The 12,205-nt window shown below is 69.9% G+C and carries 12 protein-coding genes; 5 read left to right on the forward strand and 7 right to left on the reverse strand.

Annotation, left to right across the window (positions count from 1 at the left end; translation table 11 throughout):
- The 7 genes from ACODT0_RS03425 to ACODT0_RS03455 form a co-directional block, all read right to left on the reverse strand.
- Window positions 1-1,557, reverse strand: coding sequence for a phosphotransferase (locus tag ACODT0_RS03425; RefSeq protein ID WP_489040583.1), 1,557 nt, complete (start codon window positions 1,555-1,557; stop codon window positions 1-3).
- A complete protein-coding gene (locus ACODT0_RS03430) occupies window positions 1,554-1,925 on the reverse strand; it encodes an HAD family hydrolase (protein ID WP_057592437.1) in 372 nt (123 codons plus the stop codon). The genes ACODT0_RS03425 and ACODT0_RS03430 overlap by 4 nt, the downstream gene beginning before the upstream one ends.
- Before the next feature lie 9 nt (window positions 1,926-1,934).
- Complete coding sequence (locus ACODT0_RS03435) at window positions 1,935-3,089, reverse strand: hypothetical protein (protein ID WP_479672026.1); 1,155 nt, start codon at window positions 3,087-3,089, stop codon at window positions 1,935-1,937.
- Complete coding sequence (locus ACODT0_RS03440; RefSeq protein WP_489040584.1) at window positions 3,056-4,849, reverse strand: hypothetical protein; 1,794 nt, start codon at window positions 4,847-4,849, stop codon at window positions 3,056-3,058. Before ACODT0_RS03440 ends, ACODT0_RS03435 begins: the two co-directional genes overlap by 34 nt.
- Window positions 4,850-4,852: 3 nt before the next feature.
- Window positions 4,853-5,497: an aspartyl/asparaginyl beta-hydroxylase domain-containing protein gene (locus tag ACODT0_RS03445; protein ID WP_082321981.1), complete on the reverse strand. Its 645-nt coding sequence runs from the start codon at window positions 5,495-5,497 to the stop codon at window positions 4,853-4,855.
- Window positions 5,498-5,631: 134 nt separating this feature from the next.
- Window positions 5,632-5,991, reverse strand: coding sequence for a hypothetical protein (locus tag ACODT0_RS03450; protein WP_489040585.1), 360 nt, complete (start codon window positions 5,989-5,991; stop codon window positions 5,632-5,634).
- Window positions 5,992-6,071: 80 nt separating this feature from the next.
- Entirely contained in the window at window positions 6,072-7,085 is a 1,014-nt protein-coding gene (locus tag ACODT0_RS03455) for a LysR family transcriptional regulator (protein ID WP_489040586.1), read from the reverse strand.
- Between the two features lie 76 nt (window positions 7,086-7,161).
- Between ACODT0_RS03455 and ACODT0_RS03460 the strand changes: the two genes are divergently transcribed.
- From ACODT0_RS03460 to ACODT0_RS03480, 5 genes are all read left to right on the forward strand, one after another.
- Entirely contained in the window at window positions 7,162-8,277 is a 1,116-nt protein-coding gene (locus tag ACODT0_RS03460; protein WP_489040587.1) for an adenosine deaminase family protein, read from the forward strand.
- Between the two features lie 8 nt (window positions 8,278-8,285).
- The gene (locus tag ACODT0_RS03465) at window positions 8,286-9,272 is read left to right on the forward strand and encodes a Bug family tripartite tricarboxylate transporter substrate binding protein (RefSeq protein ID WP_057592431.1); all 987 of its coding nucleotides are present in this window, start codon (window positions 8,286-8,288) and stop codon (window positions 9,270-9,272) included.
- A 67-nt stretch (window positions 9,273-9,339) separates the two neighbouring features.
- Complete coding sequence (locus tag ACODT0_RS03470) at window positions 9,340-10,965, forward strand: phospholipase D family protein (RefSeq protein WP_489040588.1); 1,626 nt, start codon at window positions 9,340-9,342, stop codon at window positions 10,963-10,965.
- 7 nt (window positions 10,966-10,972) lie between these two features.
- Entirely contained in the window at window positions 10,973-11,695 is a 723-nt protein-coding gene (locus ACODT0_RS03475) for a helix-turn-helix transcriptional regulator (protein ID WP_489040589.1), read from the forward strand.
- 34 nt (window positions 11,696-11,729) lie between these two features.
- Window positions 11,730-12,101, forward strand: a complete 372-nt coding sequence (locus ACODT0_RS03480) for a VOC family protein (RefSeq protein WP_422097613.1) — start codon at window positions 11,730-11,732, stop codon at window positions 12,099-12,101.
- Window positions 12,102-12,205: the final 104 nt, after the last annotated feature.

Genomic DNA, 12,205 nt, shown 5'->3' on the forward strand with positions numbered 1-12,205 from the left:
TCAGTGCTCCATCTGTTCGTAAAGGCGCAACGCATTGGCCAGCATCGCGCGCTGGCGACGCGGCGCGTCCTGGTGCAGCGGCAGCATCGACAGGAACAACAGCACCGTGATCGGCGCCACATGGCGCGCGGTCATGCCGTTGAGCAGCGGCAGCGCCGCGAACAGCTTCTGGATCGCGGCCACGTCCTCGTCGGCATGGATGCGCAGGCGGAAATCCAGCCCCGTCCCGTCGTCGATCTCGAAGGCATCGGCCACGATGTAGTCGTACAGCCCCAGCACCGAGTGCGCGAGCTTCGCGAGGTCGTAGCGCAGGTCGCCGACGAGCCGCGGCTCGTCGCGGAAATTGAGGCCGCGCGGATCGATCAGCTTGATGCAGTCCGAGCGGGTGTCGAACAGGATGTTGCTGAAGCACAGGTCGCCGTGCATCACGCCCGGCACCAGCGGCACGCGCGCAGCGGCCTCGAGGCAACGCTCGAGAATCTCGGCCAGCGAGGGCAGCGCGCGCCCGTTGAGCCGCGTGGGCGAAGACAGGCTCATGCCGCTCGCCGTGGCGTAGGCATCGAGCCGCGCGCGCGTCTTGTCGCCCAGCATGCCGCGGCTGTCCTGCGCCACCGCCTGGCGTTCGCGCTCGCCCAGCGGCACCGCCGTCTGGCAGGCCGCCAGCCAGTCGGCCAGGTGCCTGAACACGCGCGACCAGAAGGCGGTGGAGTTGCGGCCGTGCACGTAGAGCTCGTTGAGCGGCGCCATGCACAGGTATTCGAGCTCGTAGCCGTAGCCCTCCTCGACCGCGCCGCGGTCCAGCAGCTGCGGCGCATACACGCGCAGCCGCGGCGGCAGCGCCTCGAACCAATGCGCCTCGGCCTCGAGCTTGCGCGGCTGGCTGCCGGTCTTGCGCACGCGCCGGTCGCCGATGGCGAGGTCGTTGAAGGCGCGCTGCGTGGTGATGCGCGCGCGCGAGCGGTAGAAGGTGTTGACGTGGCCGAAGTCCGACCACTGCGCGGTCTGCACGCGCTGCAGGTAGCAGGCCTCGTCGTAGGCCGAGACCGCGCGCTCGAACGAACCGCGCGCGGCCACCAGGCATTTGGCGAGCCGGCTGACCGACTGGAACGCGAAGTAGCCGCACCACACGCGCACCGCGGTCTCCGTGCCGTGGTCCACCTGCCAGTCGTAGTCGTCGGCCGACTCGGCCACGCTCAGGCAGTCCCAGCCCGTCGGCAGGTCGTTGATCAGCGTGTCGCCCAGCAGCAGCCGCATGCCGTCGTCGTAGCGGCCCACGGTGTTGATCGAGAACAGCAGCGAATCGGCCAGCGTGAGCCCGTCGGGCACGCGCAGCACCTGGATCGCGTGCGCTTCCAGCGCCTGCGCGTCGCGGTGCGAGACGGCATGGCTCTCGGGCAGCGAGAGGTAGATGGGCTCGCCCGGGAAGTGCCTTGCCAGCAGCGCGGCCTGGTGCACGAACAGCCGGTGGTTGGCCACCGGCAGGAAGGCCGGCGGCAGGCGGCCGAACTCCGACTGCAGCTCGGAGTCGACGTAGGCCGCCGAGGTGACGACGATCACTTCTCTTGCTCCAGCAGCCGGTCGATCTCCTCGCGGCTGTACTTGAGGAATTCCGAGGGACGGATCGCGCGGTCGTCGACGTAGAAGCCCTCCTCGCCGCACCAGGGCTTGCCGACGTGGATCTCGTCGTAGGGCACGTCGTGGCGGGCCAGCCAGTCGATGATGATCGGCAGCGTGTGGGCGTTGATGCGGCCGACGTTGCCGCCGAAGCTGTTGACGTTGCGGCTGGTGTAGATCGAGATCGCGAAGCCCTGCTCGCGGTAGCTGCGCAGCCGCTCGATCATGTCCTCGCGCGGGCGGGCATTGGGATAGTCCTTGCGTTCCGCCACGCACAGCGTGTGGTCCAGGTCGAAGATCAATCGTTTCAAACAGGGCTCCTAGTTCGCGGCGGCCGGGTCGATGGCCAGGAAGCGCGAGAGTTCGTCGTTGTTGCGCACGCCGGCGGCGGCCACCGCGCGTTGCACCACTCGCATCATTCGCGGGTTGTGCGCCGGGTCGCGCTGGTCGGCATCGGGCCATTGGTAGGGCGGCAGGCCGCGCTCGCGCGCCACGGCCTCGGTCTCCTCGCCGAGTGCCTGCAGGATGCGCAGCATCAGCGCATGGCCGCGCCATATCTCGTCGCGCACCACGGGCGTTCCATCGGCGAAGCGGCGCGCGCGCAATTCGTCGGGCAGCGCCATCGGCGGCTCGCCGGCCTTCGCCAGCTCGGCCAGCCGGTTCCAGAAATGCCGCACGTCGTAGGGATTGGGATTGGCGAACACGCGCGCGCGCAGTTCGGCCGGCGTGGCCGGCAGCGGCGTGCTCCACAAGGTGGGGTTGCGCCGGTTCTCGGCCAGCGTCACCCACTCGGCCCACTTCGCCATGCCCTCGAGGTACCAGCTGGCGCGGAACATCGCATGGCCGTACTGGAACAGGTGGAACAGCTCGTGCGGGATCAGGTAGTCCTTCACCCGCTCGTGGTTGCCCGCGAGCGCGGCATTGATGGCGATCGAGAGCGTGCAGCGGTCGGCGCGCGCGCGGCTGTCGGGGTAGCGGATCACGGCCGAGAACGAGAGCCCGCGCTTGTCCGCGACGCCGGGGCTGTAGGCATCGAAGTTCAGCAGGTCGATGTCGATGGTCTCGGCCTGCCGGAAGCGCGGGCTGCGCAGCGGATCGCGAAAGCCGTTGGCCAGGTAGATGCGACGCACGGTGTCCAGGTGCAACGCGGCGTCCTCGACCATGTCGGGCACGCCGTTGCCGTTGAGATCGACGCCGGTGTAGAGCGCATGCGGCCCGTCGAGCGCATAGAAGACGCGGATGCCGTTGAACTCGTGGCGCTGCGTCAGCGCCAGCCGGTGCGCATTCTTCGAGATGCGGCAGCCCGCGCCTTCGGGCCCCTGCTGCAGGCCCGGTTCGCGGTCGGCCTGGTCCTGCGCGCGCGCAGCGCCCGGCAGCAAGCCAAGGAACAGGCCCCACAGCACCGACAGGGCCAGCACGGCCTGCATGCGACGCACCCGTGTCACCGCGGCGCCGCGCCGGCCAGGGCGTTCCACAGCAGGCGGTCCATCTCGCTGGCCGGGCCCGCGGGCAGGTCGGCCGACAGCATCGCGCGCAGCTCGCCGCGGCCATAGGCGGCGGCGGGCACGGCCTCGACGGCATGGATGTGCTCGAGCGGCCGCCGCCGCACCCCCTGGAACAGCAGCGCATGCGCGAGCGAACAGTGCGAACGCAGCCGCTTCGGAAAGCCGAACCAGTTCTCGCGGATGGCCTGGGTCTGCAGCCCCAGCGTGTTGGCATAGCAGCCCATGGCCTCGGGCGAGCCGACCGCGAACTGGTCGCCGGCATAGAGCGTCTTGGTCACCGCGAGGTGGTTGAAGAACAGCACGCGCTGGCGGCGGCAGGCCTCGGCCATGCCGGCCCAGTCGGGCGCGGCCGTGCCGGCGCGGAAGGCGCGGTCGGGCCGGATGCGGATCGCCAGGTCGTAGTCGCCACCGTCCTGCAACATCAGGCGGTGCGCCTCCTGGATCTTGTAGAACATCTTGAGCTGGTTGTTCGCATCGTGCTCGAACTCGGGCCGCCGGTGGCTCTCGATCGCCACCACCGCGTCGGCGCCGTACACCGCGCGCAGGTCCGCTTCGCCGAGCGTCGACGACACCTCGAGCCTGGCGAAGAAGTTCGGATAGGCCTTCTTCATCGCGGCCAGCCCGTAGCGGAAACCGGCCTGCCGGTAGGCCTCGGCGAAGGGCGCGAACTTGAAGATCCGGTCCACGCCGTTGCCCGACATCGGATCGGGGAAGCGCCAGCCCGTGTCCTCCCAGGTATGGACGAAGTACTTCACCTGGTGGCCGTCCAGGCCCAGGTGCTTCCAGGTCTGGAAGGCGGCCGCGTAGCCGCGCATCTGGCCCGATACGCACACAGCGATGCGCAGCGGCGCGCCGGTGGCCGGCGCGGTTGCATCGGAGCGTGCCGCGCCCGACTCGAAGGCGCGCGCGATCCTCGCGCTGGCACGCGCCTGCCTCGCCTGCTTGCCGCCCTCGGCCGGCGGCAGGTGGCGCACCTGCGCGAGGATGCGCTCGTACAGCGCCTCGTCGAACAGGCCATAGCCGAGGATCAGCAGCCGGCAGATCGCCGCGTCGCTCAGCGTGCGCAGCCCCTTGTCGTCCTGCAGCAGGTCGTTCGCGAAAGCACGCAGCAGCGCGCCGTTCGCGGGCAGCACGCTCTGGAAGAAGCGGCACAGCGTCTCGTGGTCGCAGCTCTGGAACAGTTCGACCAGCATCTCGCGCCGCAGGTCGTCGCCATAGCCGCGGAAGCCCTCGACCGCGAGCATCAGCGCGGTGCGGTCGCGCGGCTCGGCGAATTCCCGGTGCTCGAACAGCGGCCGCGCCACGCCGGCCAGGCTGCGGTAGCTCGCGCCCTGGTGGCGCTTGAGGCCCGCGAGGAAGCTCGCGAAGGCGAAGGGAAAGGCCTCGAGGGTCCGGGCCAGCCGGGCCGCATGGCCATCGATCTGGCCCGCGATCATCTGCACCGCGCCCGCATCCATCTCGCCCTTGGCGGGAAAGTGGCGCGCCCAGATCTCGCCGCCGCGCAGCTCGAGCGCCGCCGCGACGTTGCCCGACAGCACCAGCGCCTCGTGGTAGCGCAGCACGATCTCCTTCTCGAAGGCATGGCCCTCGCCGAGGGCGCGGCGCAGCCGGTAGAGGCTCAGCTCATGCTGGTCCGCGCGCGTGAAGGCCGCCAGCGCGGCCTCCATGTCGGCGACCGAGGTCCAGGCCTCGGAAGCGATCGCTTCGAGCGGAGCGTCTTCCCGCCACATCGCTCAGGCCGCCAGCGCCGCGGTTTCGGCCTCGCGCACCACCGGCAGCCAGGGCGTGGTCAGCATGCCGATCGGCGGCGGCGTCTCCAGGCTCATCAGCAGGTGGGCGCGGCTCGAGGGCTGGTTGCTGCGGTTCACGGCGCGGTGGTTCACGTCCACGCGCACCAGCCAGGCCGAGCCGTCGGCGGGCAGGTGCACGCTCTCGATGCTGCCGTCGGCGCGCTGCCATTCGAAGAAGCAGTTGGGGTTGGTGATGATCGGCACGTGCAGGCGCCAGGCCTCGCGCACGGCATCGGTGTGCAGCGGCATCTCGTCGCCTTCGCTCTCGAGTTGCATGATTCGCGCGCGAAAGGGCTTGAGGCCGCGCGCGGACAGCGCGTCCATCACCTCGGCGAGGCTGCCCGAGCAGGCGTCGGTGGGCTGCGTGCCGCGGCTGGGCATGGCGGCATTGGGGTTGATGCGGCGGATGCCGTCGATCAGCGTGCCGTCGCGGCTGGTCACGGCCCAGCCGATGTAGTCGACGCGGTTGTCGCGGTAGGGCGTCGACGGCAGCGTCTTCACGTGGTGGAGGAAATGCGCGCGCAGCGCGTCGATGTCGATCTTGAAGTTCGCCAGCCGGGCGAACATGACGTCCTTGGATTGCTTCACGGTCTCTCTCCTCGGTTCCCTGGATGAATGGCCATCGCAAGCGATGGCGCCGGCCCGCGCGCGGCGGGCGATGCGCAATGGCTGCGCAGGCGCCGCACGGCAAAGCGCAGCGCGGTCCGGGCACGAGGCCGGACCTAGGCGAGGGAGGAGGAAAGGCGCGGCGGCCGCTTCGGCGGCGCGAAGAAGGTCGAGGAGGAGAAGGAGGCGAAGGAGCGCGGCAGCGCGCTGGACAGCACGATCAGTTCGAGCGCGTAGCCCTCGAACGGGACCTCGATGCCGTGGCCGAGGTCCGCGTCGTCGGCGGACGCCGAGGCGGACACCGACGTGCCCGCACCGCGCGGATAGTCATCGGAGGAGGCCGAAGCATCGGACCACAGGGTCTGCGCGACGAGGTCGCGGTGCATGCCCGCCTCGACGAGGATTTGCGCGAACACCACCACGGCCTGACAGCACAGAAGGACCGCGAGGACGAACGCAACGAGCGAGCGGGACATGACCGCCAAATCTTAGCGGCAGATACCCCACCTCGGAAACAATTCGTTCACCTTTACAACGGTGTTTGGCGCAGTGAGAACTACGGTTTTCGGTAGCTTCTCGCGCCTTTCGCGACGCGTCGCACCGGCAACTCGCCGGCCTGCGGCAGGCGTTCGCGCAGAAAATCGATCAGCGCCTGTGCCGCCACGTTGCGCATCGGCCCCGGCAGATAGGCCAGCACCACGCGGCGTTCGATGCGCGGCTTCGACAGCGCCAGCACGACCAGTTCGGGATCGCGCAGCGAGGCCGTGTACAGCCGCGGCATCAGCCCCAGCGCCTGGCCGCCGCGCACCAGCGCATAGAGGGTTTCGGAATAGCTCACGCGCAAGGGCTCGAGCCCCTGCGCGAACTGCGCGCGCGCGGGATTGCCGAGCGCCGGCATGCTGCCGCTCTCGAACAGCACCAGCCGCTCGCGGCCGATGCGTTCCCACTCCGTCTCGCCGGTCGCGGCCAGCGCATGGTCGCGCCGCACCACCAGCACCAGCGGGTCGCGGAACAGGTCCACGCATTCGAGCCCGCCCGGCGGCTCGGTGATGGCGGCCACCGCCATGTCGAGCTGGCCGCTGCGCAACTCCGCCAGCAGCGTGGTCGAGGGTGCGTCGCGCCATGCGAGCTCGACCTCGCCACGGCCCGGCATGGCCGCTAACTCGGCGGCGGCCGCCGCCACGCGCGCGGCGGCCGAGGGGATCACGCCGATGCGCACGAAGGCCCGACCGCGCCGCACCGTGCTCTCGATGTCGCGCAGCGCCACCTCGACCGTGCGGACCAGGAAGTCGGTGCGCGCCAGCACCTCGGCGCCCAGCGGCGTGAGCTCGACGCGGTGCGTGGAGCGCGTGAGCAGTTGCGCGCCCAGCAGCTTCTCGATCTGCTTGATGGCGTTGCTGAGCGCGGGCTGGGTGATGGCGAGGCGCCGCGCAGCGCGGCCGAAGTGCGCCTCCTCGACCAGCACCGAGAAGCACTGCAACTGGCGCAGCGTGAGCGCGCGCAGCGGCAGCGAAGACGCGGCCGGCTCGGGTGCGGCCGGGGACTTGGGAGCGCGCGAAGAGGTGGCCATGCTTATAGATCGGACGAATCAAATTATAGAAATTCAAAATTTTCCTTATCGCATCGCCCTCACTAGACTGGCCTGCATGACCGCCAGCCCCTCCGCCAGCCCGTCTTCCGCCGCCCACGGCTTCGACCTCGAAGCCATGCTGCGCGCCATTCCCAAGGTCGAGCTGCACTGCCACCTGTTCGGCACCGTGCGCCACGAGACCTTCAAGCAGCTCAACCTGCGCGCCGGCTCGCCGCTGGCGGCCGACGAGATCGAGGGCTTCTACACGCGCGGCGAGAAACCCGTGGGCGTGCTGCGCGTGCTGCGCGCGCTCGACGCCGAGCTGGTGCGCGGCCCCGACGACCTGCACCAGCTCACGCTCGAATACCTGCAGGACGCCGCGCAGCACAACGTGCGCCATGCGGAGTTCTCGTGGAACCCGACCGGCACGGTGCAGGTATCGGGCATCCCCTATGCGCTCGCGCAGGGCGCGATCGTGCGCGCGATCCGCGATGCGAAGCAGCAGTTCGGCATCGACGGCCGGCTGATCGGCGCCATCGACCGCGAGGCCTCGCCCGCGGCCGCGCTCGAGATGGTCGAGTGGATGGCCGCGAACCGCTGCGACGAGGCGATCGGCATCGGCATCGACTACCGCGAGGTCGACCGCCCGCCCGAACTCTTCACCGAGGCCTATGCGCGCGCCCGGCAGGCCGGCCTGCGCACCACCGCGCATGCCGGCGAGTTCGGCATGCCCTGGACCAACGTGCGCACCGCGCTCGACGTGCTGCGCGTGGACCGCATCGACCATGGCTACACCGTGGTCGACGCGCCCGAGTTCGCGCATGAATGCGCCGAGCGTGGCGTGCTGTTCACCGTGGTGCCGACCAACTCCTACTACCTGCGCACCCTGCCGCCCGAGCGCTGGGCGCTCGACCATCCGATCCGCCGCATGCCGGGCCTGGGCCTGCGCATCCACCCCAACACCGACGACCCGACCCTGCACAAGGTCACGCCCACGCAGGCCTGGCTGATGATGGTGCGCGACTTCGGTTTCGGCCTCGACGACCTGCGCGGCTTCATGCTCAACGGCCTCGACGGCGCCTGGATCGACGAGACGCAGCGCCGCGACTGGCGCGCGCAATGGAGCGACGCCTTCGACCACCTGCGCAGCCGCCTCGGCGATGCGCCCACTTCTTCCCAATCCCACGCCTGAAGCCCGCCATGAAAGCCCTGCGCCCTCCCCTGCTCGCGGTTGCGACGCTCTGCGCCGCCCTGCTTCCCAACCTCGCCCCGGCCCAGCCCGCCTGGCCCTCGGCCAAGCCGATCACGCTGATCGTTCCCTACACCGCGGGCGGCAGCGTCGACGTCAATGCGCGCCTCGTCGCCACGCGCCTGGCCGAGCGCCTCAAGCAGTCGGTGGTGATCGACAACGTGGCCGGTGCCGGCGGCGCCATCGGCGTGGCCAAGGCCGTGGCCGCCGCGCCCGACGGCTACACGCTGGTGGTCGGTCCCGACAGCGCGATCGCCATCGGCCGGCTGGTCAATCCCTCGGCCTTCCGCTTCGATCCGCTCAAGGACCTGGCGCCGGTCGGCCTGCTCAACACCGCGCCGATGGTGCTGGTGGCGCGCCCCGGCCTGCCCGCGAAGAGCTACGCCGACTTCGTGCAGCTCGCCAAGGCCGCGCCCGGCAAGTACAACTACGCCACCTCGGGCGTGGGCACCGTGCTGCAGCTCGCGATGGAACTGCTCAAGCAGCGCAGCGGCATCTTCGTGACCCACGTGCCCTACCGCGGCGGCGCGCAGATCGCCACCGACGTGATCGGCGACCAGGTCGACCTCGCGATGCTCGTGAGCACCAGCGCCATCCCGCACGTCAACGGCAAGCGGCTGCAGGCGCTGGGCATCACCGGCACCAAGCGGCTGCCCTCGCTGCCTGGCGTGCCCACCTTCGACGAGATGCCCGGCCTCAAGGGCTTCGACATGGTGAGCTGGACCGGCATCTTCGCGCCCGCGAAGACGCCACCCGCCGTCGTCGCGCGCATCAACCAGGAACTCGAGGCCGTGCTGCGAGAAGAAGGCGTGCGCAGCAAGCTCGCCGAGCAGGGCGCCTTGCCGGGCAGCGGCACGCCCGAAGCCTTCGGCCGCTTCGTGCAGGCCGAGTACGCGCGCAATCAGAAGATCGTGCAGACGGCCAACATCAAGGAGTGAGCGGGAGCGCGCACCGCCTGTTCTTCTGCATACACTCGCGGCGACCCGGTCATCGGAGATCGCCGCCATGCCCATCGCCTCCCTGGCCCCACGCCTTCGCCTGCTGCTGGCCGCCCTGCTGCTGCCGGCCCTGCTCGGCGCCTGCGCCAGCCTGCCGCCGCCCGTGGTACAGGCGCCCGTCGCCGCGATCGGCGACTACGCCGCCACGCCGCTGAACGCCATCGCGCAACGGGCACTGGCACCGGGCAACGCATCGGGCTTTCGCCTGCTGCCCTACGGCCCGACCTCCTTCGCCAGCCGCATCGAGCTCGCGAAGCTCGCCACCCGCAGCCTCGACGTGCAGTACTACCTGCTGGCCGGCGACAACACCGGCCGCGCGCTGATGCGCGCGCTGCGCGATGCGGCCGCGCGCGGCGTGCGCGTGCGGTTGCTGGTGGACGACCTCTACACCACCGGCGAGGACGAACTGCTGCTCGGGCTGGCCAGCCATCCGAACGTGGAGGTGCGCCTGTTCAATCCCTTCCCGGCCGGCCGCGGCAGCGACCTCACGCGCTTCGCCGCGTCGGCCATGGATTTCGAGCGCATCAACCGGCGCATGCACAACAAGCTGTTCGTGGCCGACAACGCCGCCGCCGTGGCCGGCGGACGCAACATGGCCGACGAGTACGTGATGAACGCCAGCGCCAGCAACTTCATCGACATGGACGTGTTCGCCGCGGGCCCGGTGGTGCGCGAACTCTCCGACGCCTTCGACCACTACTGGAACAGCGAGGCCGTCTATCCCGTGCAGCGCATCGCGCGCAGCAGCCTGTCACCGGCGCAGCTGCGGCAGCGCTTCGAGGAACACACCGCAACGGCCAGGCCGCCGCAGGCGCCGCGCATCCCCGACGACGGCGTCATTCCCAACGCCACCGAGGGCGAGCCCAGCGCCATTCCGCTCGAGATGGTGCCGATGATGAACCTGCCCTTCGAGCTGGCCGAGCGCAGGCTGAGCCCGTTGCTCGCGGCCGACGCGCGCGTGCTGTTCGACCCGCTGACCAAGACCCAGGGCTGGAACGAGCGCGAGAACTCGAACAAGGGCACCGTGACCGAATCCGTCGTGCGCTGGTTCCGTACCGCGCAGCGGACCATCAAGATGGTCTCGCCCTATTTCGTGCCCTCGGACGCGGCCGTCGCCAGCCTCGCCGAGGCGCGGGCCGCGGGCCTGGAGGTCGAACTCGTCACCAACTCCCTGGCCTCCACCGACGAACCCTGGGTCTACGTCGGCTACTGGCCGCACATCCACCGGCTGCTCGAGGCCGGCGTCGAGATCTACGAGCTGAGCCCCTCGCTGAGCGTGCACCGCGGCAAGCTCGGCCTGTTCGGCCATGGCACCGGCGCGCTGCACATGAAGAACGGCATCGTCGACCATCGCCAGGTCTTCCTCGGCTCGATGAACCTCGACCCGCGCTCGGCGCGGCTCAACACCGAGCTCGGCCTCATCATCGACAGCCCCGACATGGCGCGCCAGCTCGAGAGCTTTGCCGACACGCGCAGCTTCTACCGGCTGCGGCTCGATGCGAAGGGCCGCAACGTCGAGTGGGTGGACCAGGACGACGACACGCGCGTGTTCGACGTGCCGCCCGAGACGACGGCATGGCAGCGCTTCAAGCTGAGGCTGCTGGGGCCTTTGATTCCGCAGAGCCAGTTGTAGAAGCCGCATGTCCCGCTCCGAACGCCTGCTCGCCCTGGTCCAGGCCCTGCGCCGCCATCGCCGGCCTGTCAGCGGCCAGGCCCTGGCGGTCCAGCTCGACATCAGCCTGCGCACCCTCTACCGCGACATCGCGAGCCTGCAGTCCCAGGGCGCGTCGATCGAAGGCTCGCCCGGCCTGGGCTATGTGCTCAAGCCCGGCTACGTGCTGCCGCCGCTGATGTTCGGCCCGGAGGAGATCGAGGCGCTCGCGCTGGGCCTGCGCTGGGTGGCCGACCGCGGCGACAGGGCGCTGTCGGGCGGCGCGCACGATGCGATGGCGAAGATCGCCGCCGTGCTTCCGCCCGAATTGAAGCGCGAGCTCGAAGCCTCCGCGCTGCTCGTGGCCGTGGGGGCGAAGCGCGTGCCGGCCGCGGTCGAACCCGACCTGCTGCGCGCCGCGATCCGTGCCGAGCACAAGCTGCGGATCGGCTACGGCGATCCCGGCGGGACCGTGTCGCAACGCGTCATCTGGCCCTTCGCGCTCGTTTACTTCGAGCAGTCGCGCGTGCTCAGCGCCTGGTGCGAACTGCGCAACGACTTCCGCAACTTCCGCGCCGACCGCATCGTCGCCGCCGAGATGCTCGATGCACGCTATCCCCAGCGCCGCCAGGCGCTGCTCAAGGCCTGGCAGCAACGCGTGCGCGAGAGCGGCCGCACGATACTGCCGGAATCTGACATGCCCTCTTCCTAAGCTCGCGCCATCGTTCATTCATCAGGAGATCGGCGTGAAGTTTGCATCCGTGCGTCTAGTCACTCAACAATTCGAAGCCCTCGTTGCGTTCTACGCGCGCCTGTCGGGCACCGAGGCCACCCGGCTGGCCGACGGCTTCGCGGAGATCCGGCTGGCGGGCGCGACGCTGGCGATCTCCGAGGAGCATCTCGTGCAGCGCTTCAACGCCGGGGCCGCGACGGCCGCATCGAACCGCTCGGCAATCCTCGAGTTCGAGGTCGCCGATGTCGAAGGGACTCTGGCACGCATGGAGGAAGCGGCCGAGGTCGTGATGCGGCCGACCACGATGCCGTGGGGCAACCGGTCGCTGTTGCTTCGCGATCCGGATGGGAGTCTGGTGAACGTGTTTTCGAGGCCGGCGGGCTAGCGAGGGCCCTTCGGCGTTACACGCGTTACGGCCGAGACGTCCTTCGCTTGCCAGTCGGAGGACACGAAGCCCGGCCTTTTCTACGATGACGGCCCAATCCCCGT

The sequence above is a fragment of the Variovorax sp. FG153 genome, assembly GCF_057809595.1.

Bases quoted from the DNA above. Each gene is read 5' to 3' on its own strand.
- ACODT0_RS03440 (WP_489040584.1), bottom strand. From the start codon at position 4,849: ATGTGGCGGGAAGACGCTCCGCTCGAAGCGATCGCTTCCGAGGCCTGG.
- ACODT0_RS03450 (WP_489040585.1), bottom strand. From the start codon at position 5,991: ATGTCCCGCTCGCTCGTTGCGTTCGTCCTCGCGGTCCTTCTGTGCTGT.
- ACODT0_RS03455 (WP_489040586.1), bottom strand. From the start codon at position 7,085: ATGGCCACCTCTTCGCGCGCTCCCAAGTCCCCGGCCGCACCCGAGCCG.
- ACODT0_RS03460 (WP_489040587.1), top strand. From the start codon at position 7,162: ATGACCGCCAGCCCCTCCGCCAGCCCGTCTTCCGCCGCCCACGGCTTC.
- ACODT0_RS03465 (WP_057592431.1), top strand. From the start codon at position 8,286: ATGAAAGCCCTGCGCCCTCCCCTGCTCGCGGTTGCGACGCTCTGCGCC.
- ACODT0_RS03470 (WP_489040588.1), top strand. From the start codon at position 9,340: ATGCCCATCGCCTCCCTGGCCCCACGCCTTCGCCTGCTGCTGGCCGCC.
- ACODT0_RS03475 (WP_489040589.1), top strand. From the start codon at position 10,973: ATGTCCCGCTCCGAACGCCTGCTCGCCCTGGTCCAGGCCCTGCGCCGC.